This window comes from Aquabacter sp. DMC10 (assembly GCF_056314145.1).
On record NZ_JBQUYX010000003.1, the window covers coordinates 372,573 to 392,574 of the forward strand.

The window sequence follows — 20,002 nt, forward strand, 5'->3', positions numbered from 1 at the left end:
GGCGCGGCGTCGGCATGAGGTGTGCGACGTCGGCGGCGGATGGTCAAGACAAAATGTGACAAAACGTATTTGTCTTATTTTGTCTTATGCGCCTTCGCCCTGATTCATGTCCGCCCCCCGTGGGGCTGCCTCTTCCCCTGCACCCTCTCCGGCCTGAACCAGGGCGTGGAAGCCGGCGCTTACGAAGCGGACGAAGGGCTCGAACATGGCGGGGTCGCCGGCCGTGGCGGTGCCGCCCGACAGGCGCTCGATGCGTTTGTCGGCCACATACATGAGCAGCGCGCCCACCGCATATTCATAGGCCCAGAGCAGGCGCCCGCGCGGTGCGCCGGGCACGGCCATCCCCATGGCATCCAGGAAGGCGTCCACGAGGGGGTCGTAAAAGCGCTCGATGATGGCGGTGGCCTCCGGCCCGGGGTCCCAGGCGGTGCGGGCCACCAGGAGCGAGAAGGAATCCCCGCTCGCCGTGCCATGCAGGCGCACCACGGGCTCGGCCCAGGCGCGCACGATCTCTTCCACTCGCCCCGCTCCCGGCCCCTTGGCCCCCACCGCCCGGATGCGGGCGATGCGCTCGTCCAGATTGACCTTGCGGTGCTCGAAGACGGTGGCGAACAACTCCGGCTTGCGGCCGAAATAATAGCCCACCAGCGCCAGCGGCACGCCCGCGCGGGCGGCGATGTCGCGCACCGAGACCGCCGCATAGCCGCGCTCGGCGAACAGGATTTCCGCGCTTTCCAATATGTCCGCCCGCCGGTCGGGCCGCTGGGCTTCGGCGGGCGGCACGGCCGAGCGCGGGCGCGCCCGTGGCGGCCGGGGTGCGCCCGATGTGGCGGCAGCTTTGGCGGCGGCTTTGCGCGTGGCGCGCGCAGGCGTCCGCTGGCGGCCCGTCTCGGCGGGGGCGGCTGGGGCGTTGTCCTCGGGCGGCGGGGCCTTGGTCTCTGTGGGGTCCATTTTGTCTTTTGGGCCTGGTCCGGTCGCTATATGCGCACTATGGCGGGCCGCGCTGCCGGGCGCAAAATCTCCCCCGCCGATGCCGGGCCGCCGTCGTGCCGGATTGTATGTTGCACAACCGTACAAAAAAATATACGCATGTATAAAAGAAGGCGCCGAAAGCGCGCCGCGCGAAACAAGACGGAAGCGCCCTTGCCACGTTTCATCGATATCTCCATCCCCCTGGAGAATGACGTTCCCGCAGACCCGCCCTTCCAGCGGGTGCGCATCGACTATTCCGCCCATGCGGAGACCGCCGGCGTGCTGGCGGCGGCCTTTCCAGGTTTGAAGCCCGAGCAGCTTCCCGATGGCATGGGCTGGGCGGTGGAGACGGCGCACATCTCCACCCATAACGGCACCCATGTGGATGCCCCCTGGCATTATCACCCCACCATGGATGGCGGCGCCCGGGCCAGCACCATCGACGAGATCCCCCTCGACTGGTGCTTCCGCCCCGGCGTGAAGCTGGACTTCCGCCACCTGCCCGACGGCCATGTGGTGACCCCCGACGAGATCGACGCGGAATTGGCCCGCATCGGCCATCGCCTCCAGCCCCTCGACATCGTCATCGCCAACACCGCCGCCGGCGCTCGCTATGGCCAAGCGGACTATGTGGACAAAGGCTGCGGCTTCGGCCGGGCCGCCACACTTCATCTGGTGGACCAGGGCATTCGCGTGGTGGGTACGGACGGCTGGAGCTGGGATGCGCCCTTCTCCTTCACCGCCCGGCGCTTTGCCGAGACGGGGGACGCCTCCCTCATCTGGGAAGGCCACAAGGCCGGGCGCGAGAAGGGCTATTGCCAGATCGAGAAGCTGCACAATCTGGAGGCGCTGCCGGCCACCGGCTTCACGGTCTCCTGTTTTCCGGTGAAGATCCGCGCGGCCTCCGCCGGCTGGACCCGGGCGGTCGCCATCCTGCCCGACTGATCGGCCGGCGCGGGATTCCCGCGCGGCCCCCTGACATCGAACACGCCTCGGAGACACAACCTTGAGCAAGGTCATCATCACCTGCGCGGTGACGGGCGGCATCCACACGCCCACCATGTCCGACGCATTGCCCATCACGCCCGACCAGATCGCCGAGCAGGCCATCGCGGCGGCGGAAGCCGGCGCGGCCATCCTGCATCTGCATGCCCGCGACCCCAAGGACGGCCGCCCGACCCCCGACCCGGCGGTGTTCATGGAATTCCTGCCGCGCATCAAGCAGGCCACCGATGCGGTCATCAACATCACCACCGGCGGCGGCCTCAACATGACCGTGGAGCAGCGCCTCGCCGCCCCGCTTCAGGCGGCGCCGGAAATGTGCTCGCTGAACATGGGCTCCATGAACTTCGCGCTGCACCCCCTGGCCAAGCGCTATTCCAACTGGAAGCACGACTGGGAGGAGCCCTACCTCACCGGCACCAAGGACTTCATCTTCCGCAACACGTTCGGCGACATCGAGCGGATCTACAAGATGCTGGGCGAGGAGCACGGCACCAAGTTCGAGCATGAATGCTACGATGTGGGCCACCTCTATAACCTCGCCCACTGCCTGGACCAGGGCTGGTTCCGCCCGCCGGTCTTCCTTCAGCTCATCTTCGGCATCTTGGGCGGCATCGGCGCCGACATGGACAACCTCATGTTCATGAAGCGCACGGCCGACAAGCTGTTCGGCAAGGACTATCAATGGTCCGTGCTGGCGGCGGGCCGCCACCAGATGCCGTTCGCCACCCAGGCCGCCATGATGGGCGGGAACGTGCGGGTGGGGCTGGAGGACAGCCTGTTCATCGGCCGCGGGCAGCTTGCCTCCTCCAATGCCGAGCAGGTGGCGAAGATCCGCCGCATCCTGGAGGAACTGGGCCACGAGATCGCCACCCCCGACGAGGCCCGCGCCACGCTCGGCCTCAAGGGCGCCGATCGCGTGAGCTTCTGATGACCGCGCCCAACCCCCTCGACGGCTTCACGGTTGATCCGGCCACCCTCTCCTATGTGGGGGAGGGCCTCCAGCGGCCGGAATGCATCCTGGCCGAGCGGGACGGCTCGCTCTGGAGCGCCGATGCCAGGGGCGGGGTGGTCCATATCCGCCCCGACGGGACGCAGCGTCTGGTCACCCAGACCGAGGCGACGGCCTTTTCCGCCGCCACCGACGAGGAGACGCGTTTTGTCTCCGGCACCTTGCCCAACGGCCTCGCGTTTGCCCGCAACGGCGACATCCTGATCTCCAATTTCGGCACCGACCGGCTGGAGATCATGACCCGGGACGGGACGAGCCGGGTGCTGGCCGACAGCATCGACGGCGCGCCCATCGGCAAGGTGAACTTCGTGCTGCGCGACAGCCGCGACCGCATCTGGCTGACCATTTCCACCCGCATCAAGAATTGGATGCGGGCCATGAGCCCCAATGTGGCGGACGGCTATATCGCCCTCTACGACCAGGGCCGTCTGCGCATCGTCGCCGACGGCTTTCGCTTCACCAACGAGATCCGGCTCGATGCCAGGGAGGAATGGCTCTATGTGGCGGAGACCTGCGGGCGCCACGTCACGCGCCTGCGCGTCCAGCCCGACGGGAGTCTCACCGACCGCGAGGTGTTCGGCCCCTCCGATCATGGCGCCTTCATCGACGGCATCGCCTTCGACACCCACGGCAATCTGTGGGGCACCCATGTGATGACCGACCGCATTTTCGCACTCACCCCCGAGGGCGACCTGCGCATCCTGCTGGACGACGACAAGGACAGCGCCGCCGGCCGCACGCTCATGGACGCCTTCGCGGTGGACGCGGCGACGCCCGAGCTGATGCTGGCCTGCGGCGGCACCATTGCCCCCTGGTTTGCCAGCGTGACCTTTGGTGGGCCGGACCTGCGCACCGTCTATGTGGGCAGCCTCCGGGGCACCCGCATTCCCGCATTCCGTTCGCCGGTGGCGGGCTTGCCCATGGCCCATTGGTGAGCGCGTTCAAGACAAAGAGACATCTGGGAGGATGACCATGTTGAAGACAGTCCGCGCCGCCGCCTTGTCCGGCTGCGCCCTGGCGCTCGCCGGCCTCGCCGCCGGCCCCGCGTTCGCCGAGAATTCCAACGGCACGGTGAAGATCGGCGTGCTCACCGACATGTCGGGCGTCTATTCGGACATCACCGGCAAGGGCTCGCTGATTGCCGCGCAGATGGCCATTGACGACTGCCTGAAGGCCGAGTGCAAGGGCATGAAGATCGAGATGATCTCGGCCGACCACCAGAACAAGGCCGACATCGCCTCCGCCACGGCGCGCAAGTGGATCGACGAGGAAAATGTCGACGTGCTCGCCGACATGTCCAACGCCTCCATTCAGCTGGCCATCGCGCCGCTGGTGAAGGAGAAGAACCGCGTCGCCCTGTTCCCCGGTGGCACGGCGCGCCTCACCGGCGATGCCTGCCAGCCCGGCCATGTGGTGCAGTGGATGTGGGACACCTATGTGCAGGTGGCCGGCATCGCCAACCGCCTCACCCAGCCCGGCACCTCCTGGTATCTGGTGACGGCGGACTATGCGCTCGGCCATCAGCTGGAGGCCGACACCAAGACGGTGGTGAGCGCCAAGGGCGGCAAGTTCCTCGGCTCCGTGCGCCATCCCTTCCCGGCGGTGGACCTGTCCTCGCCGCTCCTGGCCGCGCAAGGATCGGGCGCCGACATCATCGCGCTGGCCAATGCCGGCAATGACACCGTCTCCGGCATCAAGACCGCCCGCGAGTTCGGCATCATGGGCTCCAAGCAGAAGCTGGTGGCCTTCTTCCTGACCGCCCTCGACGTGAAGAGCGTCGGCCTGCCCACCGCCCAGGGCACGCTGCTGTCCGAAGGCTTCTACTGGGACCTGGACGACGGCACCCGCGCCTTCTCCGAGCGCTTCAAGGCCCAGAACGGCAAGATCCCCTCCGCCATCCATGCGGGCGTCTATTCCTCCGTCCTGCACTATCTGAAGGCGGTGGCGGCGGCCAAGACCGACGATGCCGAGACCGTCGTGGCCAAGATGCAGGAACTGCCCATCAAGGACGACGTGGTGCGCAACGCCAAGCTGCGGGAAGACGGCCGCATGGTGCACGATTTCTACGTGTTCCAGGTGAAGTCGCCGGCCGCCTCCAAGGGCGAGTGGGACCTCTATGACCTGGTGGCGACGCTGCCCGGCGACGAGGCCTTCCGCCCGCTCTCCCAGAGCGCCTGCCCGGCCGTCATCGCCAAGCGCGACGGGTCGGCCAAGGCCAAGTAGAACTCAGGTCTCTTGAATGAAGTAAGGCCCGGTGGACTCCTCCGGGCCTTTTTCGTTCAGAAGCGATAGGTGGCGCCGATGACCGGCCCCTGGAGCTGTACGTCATACAGGAACTTGCCGGAGCTATAGTCCACCGACAGATAGCGATAGCCGGCGCGCAGGGCCAATTGCTTGGTCCACTGGTAGTTCACCGTGCCGATGGCCTGGTAGGTCAGGCGCGAGCCCACGTCGAAGCCGCCGATATCGCCGACGACGGTGAGGCTCCAGTCCCCGCCCAGCGGCGTGGTGAAGCGGCCGACGATGAGCGGGTCCACCCAGCCCTCGGTCTCGCTATAGCTGAAGCCGGGCAAGGGCGAGGCAGTGTCGAAGCTCAGGCGGTTGCCGAGCAGCCAATAGCGCAGGCCCGCGCCCACATCGACGCTGGTCCCCGCCGCCTCATAGAGGCGATAGAGCACATCGCCCTGGAGGGTCAGGCTGCGGGAGCGGATCTCCAGATTGCCGGCATAGGGGCCGGGCAGGCTGGCGGAGGGCGACACCTGGAGGAACATGACATCCGCCAGGAAGCCCCAGCGGCCCACCCGCATCTCGCCGGCGCCCATGATGCCGCCGTCGAACTGCTTGAGGATGTCGCCGAAGCTCATGTCCACATTCACCGGCGGCAGAGGCGGCAGCGTGCCGGTCTGCCCGCTCATGGCGCTCGCCCACAGATAGCCGGTGAACAGGAAGGTGGGCGTGTCGGCCGTGGCCACCGGGATCGGGGGCGGGGCCACCTGCGCCTTGGTGGCAAGGTCGGCGGCGCCGGCCGGCGCCGTGGCGGCAAGCGCCAGGGCGGCGCCGAGCGCCGCCTTTCGGGAGAAGGGCGTGGGGCGCATCAATCGTCCTTCAGGCCGAGGTCGTAGAGCGCATCCGTCGGGGTGGACGGCGCATCGGAGAGGGTCGCGCTGAGGGCCGCCTGGTAGAAGAGCGGCGGGGCCATGGTGCGGGCGAGCGCCACCACATGGTCCTGGAGGGCGGCCACCTTGTCCGGGTGCTGGGCCGACAGATCGGTCTTCTCGCCGGGGTCCTGGTCCAGGTTGAAGAGCTCCACCTTGGGCGGCAGGACCGCGTGCCAATAGAGCTTCCAGGCGCCCTCGCGCACGGCGCCCTGGGTGGGCTCCACATTGTAGACGACGCCCGGACGCGGCGAGCCCTTGCCGCTGGCGAGCGAGGTCCAAACATCCATGCCGTCGAGCGGCTTGGAGCGGGCAAGGTCGGCGCCGGCGAGCTTGGCGAGGGTGGGCAGCATGTCCACCACGTGCATCACCCCATCCAGGGTGCCGGGCGCAATGCGGCCGGGCCAGTTGGCCACCGCGGCCACCCGCGTGCCGCCCTCATAGAGCGAGCCCTTGCCATCCCGCAGCGGGGCATTGCTGGCGGGCAGTTCTCCGGCGACCGCCCCTTCGCCCACGAACATCTTGTTGCGGGTGCCGCCATTGTCGGAGTGGAACACGATGAGCGTGTTCTCGCGCATGCCGCGCTTTTCCAGCGCCTCCACCACCTTGCCGATCTGGTCGTCCATGGCGGTGATCATGGCCGCATAGACCCGCCGGGACGGATCCTGGATGTGGGCATAGCGGTCGATATAGGCCTGCGGCGCCTGGAAGGGCGTGTGGGGCGCGGTGAAGGCCAGATAGAGGAAGAGCGGGGTCTTGGGGTCCTGCGCTCCGATGAGGCGCACCGCATCGGCGCCGAACAGCTCGGTGTCGTAGCCCTCTTCATGGACCACGGTGTTGTCGCGATACCAGTCCTCCACCCCATGGGCATCGTGCTTGAAGTGATCGATCTCGCCCACCAGCGCGCCGTAGAAATAATCAAAGCCCCGCTGGCGTGGCCAGTAGTCCCGCTTGCCATGGCCCAGATGCCACTTGCCCACCAGGGCGGTGGAATAGCCCACGCTTTTGAGCGCCTGGGGCAGCAGGAACTCGTCGGTGGCCAGGCCGTAGGTGGCCCCGGAGGGGATGACGCCGGTCTGGAGCCCGTAGCGCAGGGGGTAGCGCCCGGTCATCAGCGCCGCGCGGGTGGGGGTGCACATGGGCTGGGTATAGAACTGGCCGAGCTTGGCGCCGGTGGCCGCCAGCTTGTCGATGTTCGGCGTCTTGATGTCCGAGCCCTGGAAGCCCACGTCGGCAAAGCCGAGATCGTCAGCCAGGATATAGACGATGTGGGGCCGGGGGGCGCCGCCGGCGCCCGACTGGGCGCGGGCGGGCGCGGCGAGGGCGGAAAGGCCCGCAATGGCCGCCATGAAGCCCGCCGTGCCCGCGAGCACGTCGCGCCGGTTGGGTCCCGTGGAGCCGCTTTCAAGGGCGGGAAGCGCCGTGTCAGTCATGGTCAGTCCTGGGTGGTGACGCGCCGGACGCAGCGGAAGCCGATATGTCCGGTCGCGGAATCGATGGTCTGGCCCTGCCGGGCGGCGGGGCGGTAGCGCGCGCAATAGGACGGCGCGCACAGGTGGGAGCCCCCCTTCAGCACCTTGCGGGGCAGGGGTAGGCCGGGATCGTATGGATCGCGGCTGCCCGCCTCCGTCCCGCCCTTGGGATTGCGGGGCAGGCAGCAGGACGGCACGTGCTGGTTCCGGTACCAGTCGCTGGTCCATTCCCACACATTGCCGATCATGTCGTGGAGGCCGAAGCCGTTGGGCGGGAAGGCGTCCACCGGCGAGGTGCCGGCATGGCCGTCCAGGGCCAGGTTCTCCACCGGGAAGCGGCCCTGCCAGGTGTTGGCGCGATGGATGCCGCCCGGCGCCAGGTCCTCGCCCCAGGCATAGGGGGCACCATCGAGCCCGCCACGGGCGGCATATTCCCATTCCGCCTCGGTGGGCAGGTCCTTGCCGGCCCAGCGGGCATAGGCCAGGGCATCCGCATAGGCCACATGCACCACCGGATGGTTCTCGCGGCCGGCGATGTCGCTGCCGGGACCCTCCGGGTGCCGCCAGCTGGCGCCATCCACGAAACGCCACCACTGCGTCCAATCCTCAAGCGTGAGGCAGGCCTCCGGCGCGGTGAAGACCAGGGAGCCCGGCACCAGCAAGGCGGGGTCGGCGGCAGGATATTGGCGGGCGTCGGGCACCTGCTCGGCGAGGGTGACGCGGCCGGTGGCGGTCACGAAGCGGGCGAAATCGGCATTGGTGACGGGGAAGCGGTCGATCCAGAAGCCGTCCAGCGCCACCTCATGGACGGGCGCCTCCTCGGGATAATGGTCGTTCGAGCCCATGCGGAAGGTGCCGCCCGCGAGCCACACCATCTCGGTGCCCGCCGGCGCTGCGTCGTGGGGGAGGGGTGTTGCCCGCCCGGACATCCTGTTGTCCCACATGCCTGTCCTGTACCCAGCCTCCACGCGTGTCGCCCCCCCGGGGCGCGTGAGGGGCTGCTGTAGAGAAGGCGCGGGCCGGTCTCAATTGCCATTTGGCGCCACCCCTGGAGCTGACGCAGCGTTTCGGCGGTTCAGGGCAATTCGCGGCCCGCGCTCCGGCGAAAAGCGAGGGGCGTTGCCCGTTCCCAGCGCCGGAAGGCGCGGATGAAATGGGCGGGGTGGGAATAGCCGAGGGTGGCGGCGATGCCCGCCACCGGCAGGCCGGTCTCGGCCAGATAGCGCTGCGCCTCCACCCGGCGCCAGGCATCCACCAGGCGCTCGAAGGTCAGTCCGAGCGCCGAAAGGCGACGCTGGAGGCTGCGCGGGGAGAAGCCCAGCGTGCGGGCGGCGTCGGCCAGCGACAGGGTGCCGGCGAGCGCGGCGCTCTCGAAGATCAGCGGCAGGCATTGGAGCAGCCGGCCGTCGTCCAGCTCCTCCGAGGCTCCCGCCATCAGGTCCGCCGCCGGCAGGAGGCCGGACAGGGGCGTGGGCATGACGGTCGGGCGGTCGAGCAGCGCGGCGTCGAAGCTGACCGACAGCGTCCCGCCCGCAAAGGTCACGGGCGCCTGCAGGGCGTCCTCATAGTGATGGGGCGCCACGTGCGCCCGATGGGGCAGGCCGACGTGCAGCGCCGCATCGGCGCCGAGGAGCGCGCGGAAGACGCCGGTCATGAAGCCGGCGATCCCCTCATTGAGCACGCGGGCATGGGCGGGGTCGCTGTCCTCCATATGGTGGCGCCAGACCGCCCGGTCGCCCACCCGCTCCAGGCTCAGCTGCACGCCCGCCTGGATGGCGGGCATGGCGCGGGCTTGGCCGGCAAGGCTCTCCCGAACGGTTCGGCCGGAAAACAGGGCGCGCCCCATGGGCCCCAGCGCATCGGGCCGCGCCGCACCCGCCAGGGCGAAGCCGAACAGCGGCACGTCCGCCTGCCGCGCCGCCGACTGCAGCAAGGTGCACATCTGCGCCCGGGCCACAACGGCGCCAGCGTGAATCTCCTGCGCGTCCGCGATGCCGGCGCGGGAGAGGGCCGGTGCCAGGGCGAAGCCCTGTTGCGCGGCAAGATCCGGCAGCATGTGAACGATGGCGAGGCTGACCGGATGCCGATCTCCCATCGCACCGCCTCCTTCTCCCCCGCTTCCTTATGCCTTGTGTGTGCCCGCCTGTCACGCCGGGGCGGGGTGGACCGGGGTGCCCGAGGGTCGTTGGTGTATAATAATACCTTAACTGAAATAGTTCCAGATGACGACGTGTCGCCATCGATAAGGTGTGAAGTTGAGTCGAGAAAGAAAAAGTAACACGATCGCCATTCAGTTGTCATTGTGCCATTAGGACTTGGCCTATATTCGTGGTTCCTTGAGCCGATTGGGGGCGCCCGAGGGCGCGGAGCGGGGATGGCCATGATGGATGCAGTCACGAGCACCGTTCAACCGGGGGTTCTGATCGGGCACAAGGACGCCTCCCTCCTGCGGGATGAGCTGCTGCCGGAGATCTTCGCCGACACGGTCGCCCGCACACCGGACCAGACCGCCATCGTCTTCGGCGCGGAACGCGTGACCTATGCGGAGCTGGACGCGCGGGCGAACCGGGTGGCCCATGCCCTGCGGGCGCGGGGCGCGGGGCCGGGGCAGTTCGTGGGCATCTGGATGTCCCGCTCGCTGGACCTGCATGTGGCCCTGCTCGGCATCCTCAAGAGCGGCGCCGCCTATATCCCCTTCGACATGGACGCCCCACCGGACCGCATCGGCGAATGCCTGGAGGATTGCGCCGCCCGCATCGTCATCATCGACGCGGTGACCGCCGGCAAGCTCAACCGCGACCTGCCCGCCACCCCCGCCCCGCTCCCGGACCTGCTGGCGGAGAGCACGGATGCAAGCCCCCTTGATCTTCGCGCCGATGGGGTGACGCGGAACGATCCGGCCTATGCCATCTACACGTCCGGCTCCACGGGCAAGCCCAAGGGCATCGTCATCGAGCACCGGAACATCTGCCATTATCTGCGCTCGGCGAACCTGGTCTATGGCATGACCGAGGCCGATGTCTCCTTCCAGGGCGCTTCCATCGCTTTCGACCTGTCGCTGGAAGAGATCTTCATTCCCTATCTGGTGGGCGCGACGCTGTGGGTGGCCTCTTCCCGCGTGCTGGGCGAGGTGGAAAAGCTGCCCGCCCTCATGGCCGAAGCCAAGGTCTCCGTGCTGGACACGGTGCCCACTCTGCTCGCCATGATGCCCCAGGACGTGCCCTCGCTGCGCATCATCATCCTCGGCGGCGAGGCCTGCCCGCCCTCGGTGAAGCAGCGCTGGTGCAAGCCCGGCCGCAAGGTGTTCAATTCCTACGGCCCCACCGAGGCCACCGTGGTGGCGACCGTGGACGAGGTGACGGTGGACGGGCCGGTCACCATTGGCGGCCCTATCCCCAACTACACCTGCTATGTGGTGGACGAGCAGCTCCAGCTGGTCGGGCCGGGCATCGAGGGCGAGCTGCTCATCGGCGGTCCCGGCGTGGCGCGGGGCTATCTGAAGCGGCCGGAACTCTCCGCCGAAAAGTTCATCGCCAATCCCTTTGGCGGCGACGGCTCCGACCCCGTGCTCTATCGTTCGGGCGATGCGGTGAGCCTCACCGAGGATGGACGCCTCCTGTTCCACGGCCGCATCGACGACCAGGTGAAGCTGCGCGGCTTCCGCCTGGAGCTGGGCGAGATCGAGGCGCGCATGTCCGGCTTGGCCGGCGTGGCGCAATCCACCGTCGTGCTGCGGCGGGATGACGGCATCGACCGGCTGGTGGCCTTCGTGGTGCCCGAAGCCGGCGTGCCGCTCGACCGGGCCGCGCTCCGGGCGGCGCTGAAGGCGACGCTGCCGCCTTACATGGTGCCGTCCCATTTCGAGGAAATGGCCGTCCTGCCGCGCCTCACCTCCGGCAAGGCGGACCGCAAGGCGCTGAAAGCCGCGCCCCTTTCCGCCCCGGCCGAGGCCGAGCAGCAGGAGGAGCCGGAGACCGAGACCGAAGCCGCCCTGCTCGCCGCCGCCAAGCCGCTTTTCCCCGGCCAGTCCATCGGCTTCGAGGCGGACTTCTTCGCCGATCTCGGCGGCCATTCCTTGCTGGCGGCCACCTTCCTCGCCGCCGTGCGCGACAATCCGGCCTTGCCCGCCATCACGCTGGAAGACCTCTACAGCCTGCGCACCCTGCGGGCGATCGCGGCGCGGCTCGACGAGCGGGCGCTCGCCAATCCCCGCCGCATCCTGGATCTCAGCTTCGAGCCGCCGCCCGTGATGCGCCGCATCCTGTGCGGTCTCGCCCAGGCCTGCTGCGTCCCGCTTCTCTTGTTCGCGCTCACCGGGCCGTGGCTGACCATCTTCGTCATGTATGCGCTCATCATGAGCGACGACGTGATCCATTGGTACGAAGTGCTGGAGCTGATGGGCGTCTATGCGCTGGTCACGCTGGGCATCGCGCTGGTGGGCGTGGTGGGCAAGCGCATCGTCCTGTGGCGGGCGACGCCGGGGCGCTATCCCTTGTGGGGCGTCTATTTCTTCCGCTGGTGGCTGTCCCGCCAATTGGTTGAGTTCACCCATCTGGGGCTCATGCAGGGTTCCCCGCTCGCCGCCGCCACCATGCGCCTGCTGGGCGCCAAGATCGGCAAGCGCGTCACCATTTCCGGCCTGCATGCGGGCGCCATCGACCTCCTGGAGGTCGGAGACGACGTGACCTTGGGCGCCAAGATTTCCATCGGCAATGCGGAGGTGATCGGCAACGAGCTGGTCATCGGCAGCGTGGTGATCGGCAAGGATGCCTATATCGGCACCTCCTGCGCGCTGGCCCATGACACGGTGGTGGAGGAAGGCGCCGAGCTTGCCGACCTCACCGCCCTCCTGCCCGGCACCCACGTGCCCGCCTTCGAGCATTGGGATGGCTCGCCCGGCCGCAAGATCGGCAGGGTGGACCCCTCGACCTGGCCGGCGCCCGCCCCCGAGCCGACGCCCGGCATGCAGAAGCTCATGAACACCTATTACGGCCTCATGGTCCTGTTCATGCCCGCCATCAGCCTCCTGCCCATTTTCCCGGCCTTCTATGTGTTCGAGCATTATGACGACCAGCTCAAAGCCATATTGGGCTTCGAGTGGTATCTGCCGCTCATCACCTGGCCGACCGCCATGCTGCTGATGCTCGGCACCGTGGTGCTGGTGACGGCCATCCGCTGGATCGTCCTGCCCTCGGCGCCGGCGGGCACCTTCTCCATCCATTCCGCCTTCTATGTGCGCAAATGGACGGTGGGACTGGCCGCCGAGGTGATGCTGGAGAGCCTCTCCTCGCTCTTCTCCACCATCTATATGCGCAGCTGGTATCGCCTGATGGGCGCCAAGATCGGCAAGGACACGGAGATCGCCACCAATTTCGCCGGCCGCTACGACACCATCGAGATCGGCGAGAAGTGCTTCGTGGCCGACGAGGTGACCTTGGGCGACGAGGACGTGCGGCGCGGCTGGATGACGCTGAAGAATGTGCGCACCGGCGACAAGGTCTTCATCGGCAACGATTCCGTGCTGCCGCCGGGGGCTGATATTCCCGAGGGCGCGCTCATCGGCATCAAGTCCAAGCCCCCCACCGGCGAGCGCATGCTGCCGGGCGAGACGCGCTTTGGCAGCCCGCCCATCCGCCTGCCGGTGCGCCAGCGCTTCGACAATGCGGATGTCAGCCACACCTTCCGCCCGCCGCTCTGGCGGCGTGTGCTGCGGGCGGTGTTCGAATTGTTCAGCGCCTCCATGCCCACCATGATGTTCATCACGCTGGGCACCCTGGCGGCGGACTATGTGCTGTTCCCGGCGCTGGAGGATGCGGAGGAATGGGCCGAGTTCCTGCCCATCTTCTTCGCCACCTGCATCGCCTGCTCCTTCATCCTGGCCGGCGTGGTGCTGGCGGTGAAATGGGCGGTCATGGGCACCTACCGGCCGGGCAATCACGGCCTGTGGTCCTGGTGGGCGCTGCGCACCGAGGCCATGACCACCCTTTACTGGGGCACGGCCGGCAAGATCCTGCTGGACGCCTTCCGTGGCACGCCCATGCTGCCCTGGGCGCTGCGCCTGTTCGGGGCGAAGATCGGCAAGGGGGTGTTTATGGACACCACCGACATCACCGAGTTCGACTGCGTCACCATCGGCGACTATGCCGCCATCAATGCCACCTCGAACATCCAGACCCATCTGTTCGAGGACCGGGTGATGAAGATCGGCAAGGTGGACATCGGCAAGGGCGCCTCCATCGGCGCCCTCACCACCGTGCTCTACGACACCCGCATCGGCGACTATGCGGAGCTGGGCGTTTTGACCATCGTCATGAAGGGCGAGGCCATTCCCGCCAATACCCGCTGGGCCGGCGCCCCGGCCCAGCCGCTTGCCTGACGGGGGCGGGATTTCCTGACGCCAATGGGAGCGATAGAGTGTGAGCCCGCCGCAGCGCCATGGCCGGCGCCGCGGGGGGCCCCGCATCGCTCCGGGCGGCCGGCCCCTTGCTTGCCGCGTCCACACCGTCCGGCCCGGCCTGTCCCCCTCTCCCGGCTCCCTCGCCATCGCCCCGGAACCCCACGATGACGATGCCTTCCTCCGCCAGCCACAGCGCGACCACCTCCGGTGCCGCCGATGCCGGCCGCGCGCGGGCGGCCGGGGCGCGCCCGGCGGGCCTGTCCCTGGCGGCGCTGGCCTGCCTGGTGGTGGGTTCCATGGTGGGCGGCGGCATCTTCTCCCTGCCCGCCGCCTTCGGCGCCACCACCGGCATTCTCGGCGCGCTGGTGGCCTGGACCATCGCCGGCACGGGCATGCTGATGCTGGCCTTTGTGTTCCAGAGCCTCGCCGAGCGCCGGCCGGACATCGATGCCGGCATCTATGCCTATGCGCTGGAAGGCTTCGGCCCCTATGCCGGCTTCATCGCGGCCCTGAGCTATTGGGCCAGTGCCTTCCTGGGGAACGTGGCCTTCCTGGTCCTGGTCATGTCGACGCTCGGCGCCTTCTTTCCCATCTTTGGCGCGGGGGATACGCCGGCGGCGCTGGCGGGCGCCTCAGCCATCCTTTGGGCCTTCCATGTGATGCTGCTGCGCGGGGTGAAGGAAGCCGCCTCCATCAACACCGTGGTGACCGTGGCCAAGCTTCTGCCGCTGGCCGCCTTCCTGGTGATCGTGGCCGCCGCGGTGCGGTGGGACATGTTCGAGGCCAATTTCATCGGCCTGCAGGCGGTGAGCCTCGAAGGGGTGCTGGAGCAGGTGCGCCAGACCATGCTCATCGTGGTCTTCGTGTTCCTGGGCATCGAGGGCGCCAGCGTCTATTCGCGGCTTGCCCGCCGGCGCGAGGATGTGGGCAAGGCGACGGTGATCGGCTTCCTGGGCGTGCTCGCCCTGTTCGTGCTGGTGACCCTCCTGCCCTATGGCCTCATGCCGAAGGCGCGGCTGGGGGAGTTGCACAATCCCTCGGTGGCAGGGGTGCTGGCGGATGTGATCGGTGAGCCGGGCCTCGCGCTGGTGAGCCTCGGCGTCCTGGTCTCGGTGCTCGGCGCCTTCCTCGCTTGGTCGCTGCTGGCGGCCGAAGTGCTCTCCGCCGCCGCCAAGGGGGGCGTCATGCCCGCCTTTCTCGCCCGCGAGAATGCCCGCGGCGCACCGGCCGCCGCCATCTGGCTGACCACCGGGGCGGCGCAGCTGTTCCTGCTCGTGACGCTCACCGCCGAATCCGCCTTCAATTTCTTCGTCGACCTGACCAGCGTCACCGCGCTGATCCCCTATGTGTTCGTGGGCGCCTTCGGCCTTCAACAGGCCCTGGGCGCGCGGGTCTCGTCGGGCGTGCGGCGGCGGGAACTGGTGTACAGCGCCCTGGCCACGGTGTGTGCCCTCGGCATGCTGGTGACGGCGGGCATGAAGATGCTGCTCCTGTCCGCCATCCTGTTCGCGCCGGGCACCTGGCTCTTCATGCGGGTGCGCAGGGAGCAGGGCGGGCGCATCTTCGCGCGGCCGGAAGCGGCGGTGGCCCTTGCGATCCTGCTCCTGGCGGTGGGCGCGGGCATCGGCCTTGCGGCCGGGCTCATCAGCCTGTGAGCGGGCCGCTCGATCTTTACCTGGCGCCCACCGGAGCGCTGGATGCCGCGCAGCTCGCCGTCCTCGCCGATCTCCTGGAGAGGCGGGAGCGCGCCCGTGCCGCCCGCCTGCCCGAGGGACCCGTGCGGCGGGACTTCATCGCCGCCCATGCCCTGGTGCGCCTGGTCTTGTCCCGTCACCGGCCGGCGCGGTCACCGCGGGCCTGGCGGTTTGAAATCGCCCCCCACGGCAAGCCCTCGCCCGTCGACGCGGCTGGCCTTGCCTTCAACCTCAGCCATGCCGAGGGGCTGGTGGCGGTGGGCGTGGGGGAGGACATGGAGGTGGGGGTGGATGTGGAGCCCCTCGCCGCCGCCGGGAAGATGGAGCGCGCCGCCCCGGTCTTCTGCGCGCCGCAGGAGCGCGTGGCCCTGTCCGGCATGGAGGCGGGGGAGCGGAGCGCGGTCCTGCTGGCGCTTTGGACGATCAAGGAAAGCCTGCTGAAGGCCATGGGGTCGGGCTTCACCCTCTCGCCCCAATCCATCTCCTGCGCCCTCGCGCCGCTCCAGCTGGTCGACGGCCCGTGGGGGGCACCTGCGCCCCACGCCTTCGTGGCGCGCCTCGCGCCCGAGGGCGTTGCCCCGGAGGGGTTTCAGGTGGCGGCGTGCGGCCTTTGCCCCGTCCCGCCGATGCTGCGGGTGCACCTTGCGGAGCGGCTCGGCGGGGAGCTCGGGGTCTCCTGCGCCCCGGCCCTGACCGCCGCCTTCGCTCCGGTGGCACTGGCGCGACCCGGCGAATGAAGGATCAGGGCACAAAGCCCTCGCGGATCTGACGCACCATGTCCGCCGCCAGCGCCCGCCGGTCCGCCTCGGTCTCCCCCTCGCGCGGGCGGTACCAGATGGACATCCAGTTGATGGCGCCGAGCATGGCCTTCACCGCCACGGATGGGGTGCAGGGCCGCGCGCTGCCATCCGCGATGGCAGCTTCCAGCGTTTCCCGGAACAGGCCCTCGAAGCGGCGGCGCATGTCCATGAGGGCATCCAGGGTGCGCCGCTGGCCGGGCGTGGTGGGCGCCATGCGGTGCATGTGCACGCCCTGCACCACCACCGCCATGAAGGCGTGATTGTCCATCATGGCCACCGCATGGGCCTCCAGCATGGTGGCGAGGCGCGCGCCCGCGGGGCCGGAGACCGTGTCCGCCGCCCGCAGCACCGCCACGAACAGACGATCCATGCCTTCCCGGTGCACGTCGAAGAACAGGTCCGTCTTGGAGGCGTAATAGTGGTAGATGCGCCCCTTGGTGGCATTGAGGCGGCGCGCCACGTCGTCGATAGAGGTGGCGGCGAAGCCCTGTTCCATGAAGCAGGCGGCGGCGGCGTCCAATATGTCCACGGGGCCGGCGCCCTCGCTCCGCATCTCCCGCGCCTTGCCGTCCGCCATGAGCCGCACCTGCCACTTGCTTGCCACCGCCCATCGGGGCTCTGGACAAAGGGTTTCCTCCTGCATACTACTGAGTATGTTGTCACCGCAAGCGGCCGCGCGCCTCCCGGCGCAGAGGGCGTCCAACCCTTTCAAGAGCCCGCCGGAACGTCCCGAGACCCCTTCATGCTTCCTCCCATTCCCGATACGGGCGCCCCGCCCCTGGTCAGTCCCTGGATGGATGTGACCCAGTCGCTGGTGGACCTGTTCGCCGACGCCATTTCCGACCACCAATTCATCCATGTGGACCCCGCGCGCGCGGCGAGCGAGGGTCCGTTCGGCGGCACCATCGCCCACGGCTTCTTGGTGCTCTCGCTCTTGTCCAAGTTCGCGGCGTCGGTGATGCAACTGCCCGGCGACGACGAGGTGGGCATCAACTACGGCTTCGACAAGGTGCGCTTCCTTGCCCCCGTGCCCGTGGGCCGGCGCATTCGCGGCCGCTTCGTCGTGGCCGAGCGCACCCCCCGCAATGGCGGCACCCTGGTGCGCTTCGAGGCGACGGTGGAGCTGGAGGGCCATGACCGTCCGGCCGTGTCGGCGGAATGGCTGGTCCTGATTTTCAAGGGAAAGACGCAATGAGCATGTCCTTCGACGGCCGCGTGGCCATCGTCACCGGCGCCGGCGGCGGGCTCGGCCGCGCCCATGCGCTGGAGCTCGCCCGGCGCGGCGCCAAGGTGGTGGTGAATGATTTCGGCGGTGCCCGCGATGGCACCGGCGGCTCCACCGCCGCCGCCAATGCGGTGGTGGAGGAGATCCGCGCGGCCGGCGGCACCGCCCTTGCCGATGGCGGCAACGTCACCCTTCTGGCGGACATGGAGGCCATGGCCGCCCGCGCCCTGGAGGCGTTCGGGCGCATCGACATCCTCATCAACAATGCCGGCATCCTGCGCGACCGCACCTTCGCCAAGATGGACATGGCGGATTTCGCGGCGGTGATCGCGGTCCATCTTCAGGGCTCGGCCAATGCCACCAAGGCGGTGTGGGAGACCATGCGCCAGCAGGGCTATGGCCGGGTGCTGATGACCTCCTCCACCTCCGGCAGCTACGGCAATTTCGGCCAGGCCAATTATGCGGCGGCCAAGGCCGGCCTGCTCGGCCTCATGAACACCCTGCATTTCGAGGGCGAGAAATACGGCATCCGCGTCAATGCCATCGTGCCGACGGCGGCGACCCGCATGACCGGCGACATGATGGACGAAGAGATGCTGGCCCTGCTGGCGCCCGAGCATGTCACCCCCGCCGCGCTCTATCTCGTCAGCGATGACGCGCCCAGCCGCACGGCGCTGCTGGCCGGTGCGGGCACCGTGGCGCGCATGGCCATCGTGGAGACCGAGGGCGTCTATCTGCCGGAGGGCGAACGCACCCCCGAGGCGGTGGCGGCGGCCTTCGAGACCCTCGCCCGCCTTGATGCGCCCATCGAGACGGCGGCCGGCCTTGCCCATGTGGACCGCATCATCGCCCGCGCCAAGGCGGCGAAGGGCTGAGGAGCGGCCCTGCCCGTGCCGTCACGCCCCCCGGGCCAGCCCCATGGGGCGCGAGAGCCAGGCGGGGCGCGGCAGGGGCGCGTGGGCGGCGGCATCGGCGTCCACGCGGGCCTGGATTTCCGGCGGAAACAGCGCCGCGCGCGGCGTGCCCGAGGCGCGGGAGACGTGCATGAGCACCTGCTCGCACAACGCCAGCTCCACCCCCTCCGTGGTGAGGAGGCGCATGAAGGTGTGGATGCGCTTGCGGTCGGCGGCGAGCACCAGCAGGTCCACGGTGAGCAGCGCCCCCTCGTGGCACTCCTTGAGATAGCCGATGCGGCTTTCCAGCGTGTAGATCGTCGCCGCGCTGGCTGCCCGGTAGGCCGCGTCGACGCCGATGCGGTCCATATAAGCAGTCACCCCATCGGAAAAGACGATGCCATAGGCGTAGTCGCCCATATGGCCGTTATAATCCACCCAGGCGACAGGCACACGCACGGCATGGATGGCCAGGCCCTGAAGGCCCGGCGGTGCAGTACGCGCGGTCTCGGCGATGGCGGTCATGGCGCCTCCTTGCGGTTCGCCCCGTGGAAGGGCCAGGAGATCAGCGTCCGGTCTCGTTCACAAGTCGGGCGAGCAGGAACTGGTCGGCCTCGTAGGGCGCGGCCCAATTGGCGTTGAGCTCGGCGTCGATGGCGCGCTTGGTCATGGCCACCGCCAGCGGCGCGCTGCCGGCCATTTCGGCGGCGAAGGCACGGGCGACGGAAAGCGCCTCTCCGCGCGGGGCGGTCTGATCGGCCAGGCCCAGCGCCAAAGCGGCGGCGGGGTCGATGGTCTCGTCCCGGAACAGGATGCGCTTGGCGCGGGCCGGACCCACCAGGGCGCACAGCAGCGACAGGCCGCCCCAGCCCAGCGTCATGCCGAGCCGCACCTCGGGAAAGCGCAGCATGGCACCCTCGCCCATCACCCGGAAATCCGCCGCCAGCGCGAGGATCGCGCCGCCGCCAATGGCCGGCCCCTCCACCGCCGCGATGACGATCTGCGGCAGGCGCCGCCACGCCTCCACCATGCGCCCGCCCGCGCCGAGGATGTGATGGCGCATGGGGAGCGAGGCGTCCGCCGCCCAGAGGCTGGCATCGCCCAGGTCCACGCCGGCGCTGAAGCGGGTGGGCGTGCCGGTGAGGAGAATGGCGGAGAGGTCGCGCTCGCTTTCCAGCGCCTGCGCCGCGCGGGTGAGCTCCGCGATGGCCTCGGCATTGAGCGCATTGGCCTTGGCGCCCCGGTCATAGCGCACCACGGCAAGGGTGCCCTCCCGTTCGATCTCCACCATGGCCATGGGCATCCTCCGCACCTGTTGTGTTTTACATACTACCGGGTATGTTGCATGGCGAAGCGGCCTTGGCAACGGCCGGCACAAGG

17 protein-coding genes are annotated in these 20,002 nt (G+C 68.9%); 9 read left to right on the forward strand and 8 right to left on the reverse strand.

Going from position 1 to position 20,002, the window contains the following annotated elements; genetic code table 11:
- Positions 1–84: 84 nt before the first annotated feature.
- Positions 85–951 carry a TetR/AcrR family transcriptional regulator gene (locus ACT54L_RS10440; protein WP_476085512.1) on the reverse strand — a complete coding sequence of 289 codons (867 nt, stop codon included), beginning with the start codon at positions 949–951 and terminating at the stop codon, positions 85–87.
- A 138-nt stretch (positions 952–1,089) separates the two neighbouring features.
- Here ACT54L_RS10440 and ACT54L_RS10445 point away from each other — a divergent pair, with 138 nt between their 5' ends.
- The 4 genes from ACT54L_RS10445 (at position 1,090) to ACT54L_RS10460 (ending at position 5,209) form a co-directional block, all read left to right on the forward strand.
- Complete coding sequence (locus tag ACT54L_RS10445) at positions 1,090–1,917, forward strand: cyclase family protein (RefSeq protein ID WP_476085513.1); 828 nt, start codon at positions 1,090–1,092, stop codon at positions 1,915–1,917.
- A 61-nt stretch (positions 1,918–1,978) separates the two neighbouring features.
- Positions 1,979–2,905, forward strand: a complete 927-nt coding sequence (gene kce / locus ACT54L_RS10450; protein ID WP_476085514.1) for a 3,5-dioxohexanoate:acetyl-CoA acetone transferase — start codon at positions 1,979–1,981, stop codon at positions 2,903–2,905.
- Positions 2,905–3,921, forward strand: a complete 1,017-nt coding sequence (locus tag ACT54L_RS10455; protein WP_476085515.1) for an SMP-30/gluconolactonase/LRE family protein — start codon at positions 2,905–2,907, stop codon at positions 3,919–3,921. Before kce ends, ACT54L_RS10455 begins: the two co-directional genes overlap by 1 nt.
- A 37-nt stretch (positions 3,922–3,958) precedes the next feature.
- A complete protein-coding gene (locus ACT54L_RS10460; RefSeq protein ID WP_476085516.1) occupies positions 3,959–5,209 on the forward strand; it encodes an ABC transporter substrate-binding protein in 1,251 nt (416 codons plus the stop codon).
- 56 nt (positions 5,210–5,265) lie between these two features.
- Here the strand turns inward: ACT54L_RS10460 and ACT54L_RS10465 are convergent, their stop codons facing one another.
- The 4 genes from ACT54L_RS10465 to ACT54L_RS10480 form a co-directional block, all read right to left on the reverse strand.
- On the reverse strand, positions 5,266–6,081 hold the full coding sequence (locus ACT54L_RS10465; RefSeq protein WP_476085517.1) for a hypothetical protein: 816 nt from the start codon (positions 6,079–6,081) through the stop codon (positions 5,266–5,268).
- Complete coding sequence (locus tag ACT54L_RS10470) at positions 6,081–7,574, reverse strand: arylsulfatase B (RefSeq protein ID WP_476085518.1); 1,494 nt, start codon at positions 7,572–7,574, stop codon at positions 6,081–6,083. The genes ACT54L_RS10465 and ACT54L_RS10470 overlap by 1 nt, the downstream gene beginning before the upstream one ends.
- Positions 7,575–7,576: 2 nt before the next feature.
- Positions 7,577–8,542 carry a formylglycine-generating enzyme family protein gene (locus ACT54L_RS10475; protein WP_476085519.1) on the reverse strand — a complete coding sequence of 322 codons (966 nt, stop codon included), beginning with the start codon at positions 8,540–8,542 and terminating at the stop codon, positions 7,577–7,579.
- Between the two features lie 146 nt (positions 8,543–8,688).
- Positions 8,689–9,708, reverse strand: coding sequence for an AraC family transcriptional regulator ligand-binding domain-containing protein (locus ACT54L_RS10480; RefSeq protein WP_476085520.1), 1,020 nt, complete (start codon positions 9,706–9,708; stop codon positions 8,689–8,691).
- A gap of 285 nt (positions 9,709–9,993) precedes the next feature.
- Between ACT54L_RS10480 and ACT54L_RS10485 the strand changes: the two genes are divergently transcribed.
- From ACT54L_RS10485 to ACT54L_RS10495, 3 genes are all read left to right on the forward strand, one after another.
- Positions 9,994–13,989, forward strand: a complete 3,996-nt coding sequence (locus tag ACT54L_RS10485) for a Pls/PosA family non-ribosomal peptide synthetase (protein ID WP_476085521.1) — start codon at positions 9,994–9,996, stop codon at positions 13,987–13,989.
- Between the two features lie 185 nt (positions 13,990–14,174).
- Complete coding sequence (locus ACT54L_RS10490) at positions 14,175–15,665, forward strand: basic amino acid/polyamine antiporter (protein WP_476085522.1); 1,491 nt, start codon at positions 14,175–14,177, stop codon at positions 15,663–15,665.
- On the forward strand, positions 15,662–16,441 hold the full coding sequence (locus ACT54L_RS10495) for a 4'-phosphopantetheinyl transferase family protein (protein ID WP_476085523.1): 780 nt from the start codon (positions 15,662–15,664) through the stop codon (positions 16,439–16,441). Before ACT54L_RS10490 ends, ACT54L_RS10495 begins: the two co-directional genes overlap by 4 nt.
- Positions 16,442–16,445: 4 nt before the next feature.
- On the opposite strand, the gene ACT54L_RS10500 is transcribed toward ACT54L_RS10495, so the two are convergent.
- Positions 16,446–17,081 carry a TetR/AcrR family transcriptional regulator gene (locus tag ACT54L_RS10500; RefSeq protein ID WP_476085524.1) on the reverse strand — a complete coding sequence of 212 codons (636 nt, stop codon included), beginning with the start codon at positions 17,079–17,081 and terminating at the stop codon, positions 16,446–16,448.
- 165 nt (positions 17,082–17,246) lie between these two features.
- Here ACT54L_RS10500 and ACT54L_RS10505 point away from each other — a divergent pair, with 165 nt between their 5' ends.
- Together ACT54L_RS10505 and ACT54L_RS10510 are read left to right on the forward strand one after the other, a co-directional pair.
- Positions 17,247–17,699, forward strand: a complete 453-nt coding sequence (locus ACT54L_RS10505) for a MaoC family dehydratase (protein ID WP_476085525.1) — start codon at positions 17,247–17,249, stop codon at positions 17,697–17,699.
- On the forward strand, positions 17,696–18,604 hold the full coding sequence (locus ACT54L_RS10510) for an SDR family NAD(P)-dependent oxidoreductase (RefSeq protein ID WP_476085526.1): 909 nt from the start codon (positions 17,696–17,698) through the stop codon (positions 18,602–18,604). Before ACT54L_RS10505 ends, ACT54L_RS10510 begins: the two co-directional genes overlap by 4 nt.
- 21 nt (positions 18,605–18,625) lie before the next feature.
- Here the strand turns inward: ACT54L_RS10510 and ACT54L_RS10515 are convergent, their stop codons facing one another.
- Complete coding sequence (locus ACT54L_RS10515) at positions 18,626–19,147, reverse strand: thioesterase family protein (protein WP_476085527.1); 522 nt, start codon at positions 19,145–19,147, stop codon at positions 18,626–18,628.
- Between the two features lie 40 nt (positions 19,148–19,187).
- Positions 19,188–19,919 (reverse strand): enoyl-CoA hydratase/isomerase family protein, encoded by a 732-nt coding sequence (locus tag ACT54L_RS10520; RefSeq protein WP_476085528.1) that lies wholly within the window; start codon positions 19,917–19,919, stop codon positions 19,188–19,190.
- Between the last annotated feature and the right edge of the window lie 83 nt (positions 19,920–20,002).

Excerpts from the sequence above, each read along its gene's own strand:
- ACT54L_RS10440 (WP_476085512.1), bottom strand. The coding sequence starts at position 951 with ATGGACCCCACAGAGACCAAGGCCCCGCCGCCCGAGGACAACGCCCCA.
- ACT54L_RS10445 (WP_476085513.1), top strand. The coding sequence starts at position 1,090 with ATGTATAAAAGAAGGCGCCGAAAGCGCGCCGCGCGAAACAAGACGGAA.
- ACT54L_RS10455 (WP_476085515.1), top strand. The coding sequence starts at position 2,905 with ATGACCGCGCCCAACCCCCTCGACGGCTTCACGGTTGATCCGGCCACC.
- ACT54L_RS10460 (WP_476085516.1), top strand. The coding sequence starts at position 3,959 with ATGTTGAAGACAGTCCGCGCCGCCGCCTTGTCCGGCTGCGCCCTGGCG.
- ACT54L_RS10465 (WP_476085517.1), bottom strand. The coding sequence starts at position 6,081 with ATGCGCCCCACGCCCTTCTCCCGAAAGGCGGCGCTCGGCGCCGCCCTG.
- ACT54L_RS10470 (WP_476085518.1), bottom strand. The coding sequence starts at position 7,574 with ATGACTGACACGGCGCTTCCCGCCCTTGAAAGCGGCTCCACGGGACCC.
- ACT54L_RS10475 (WP_476085519.1), bottom strand. The coding sequence starts at position 8,542 with ATGTCCGGGCGGGCAACACCCCTCCCCCACGACGCAGCGCCGGCGGGC.
- ACT54L_RS10480 (WP_476085520.1), bottom strand. The coding sequence starts at position 9,708 with ATGGGAGATCGGCATCCGGTCAGCCTCGCCATCGTTCACATGCTGCCG.
- ACT54L_RS10485 (WP_476085521.1), top strand. The coding sequence starts at position 9,994 with ATGATGGATGCAGTCACGAGCACCGTTCAACCGGGGGTTCTGATCGGG.
- ACT54L_RS10490 (WP_476085522.1), top strand. The coding sequence starts at position 14,175 with ATGACGATGCCTTCCTCCGCCAGCCACAGCGCGACCACCTCCGGTGCC.
- ACT54L_RS10500 (WP_476085524.1), bottom strand. The coding sequence starts at position 17,081 with ATGGCGGACGGCAAGGCGCGGGAGATGCGGAGCGAGGGCGCCGGCCCC.
- ACT54L_RS10505 (WP_476085525.1), top strand. The coding sequence starts at position 17,247 with ATGCTTCCTCCCATTCCCGATACGGGCGCCCCGCCCCTGGTCAGTCCC.
- ACT54L_RS10510 (WP_476085526.1), top strand. The coding sequence starts at position 17,696 with ATGAGCATGTCCTTCGACGGCCGCGTGGCCATCGTCACCGGCGCCGGC.
- ACT54L_RS10515 (WP_476085527.1), bottom strand. The coding sequence starts at position 19,147 with ATGACCGCCATCGCCGAGACCGCGCGTACTGCACCGCCGGGCCTTCAG.
- ACT54L_RS10520 (WP_476085528.1), bottom strand. The coding sequence starts at position 19,919 with ATGGCCATGGTGGAGATCGAACGGGAGGGCACCCTTGCCGTGGTGCGC.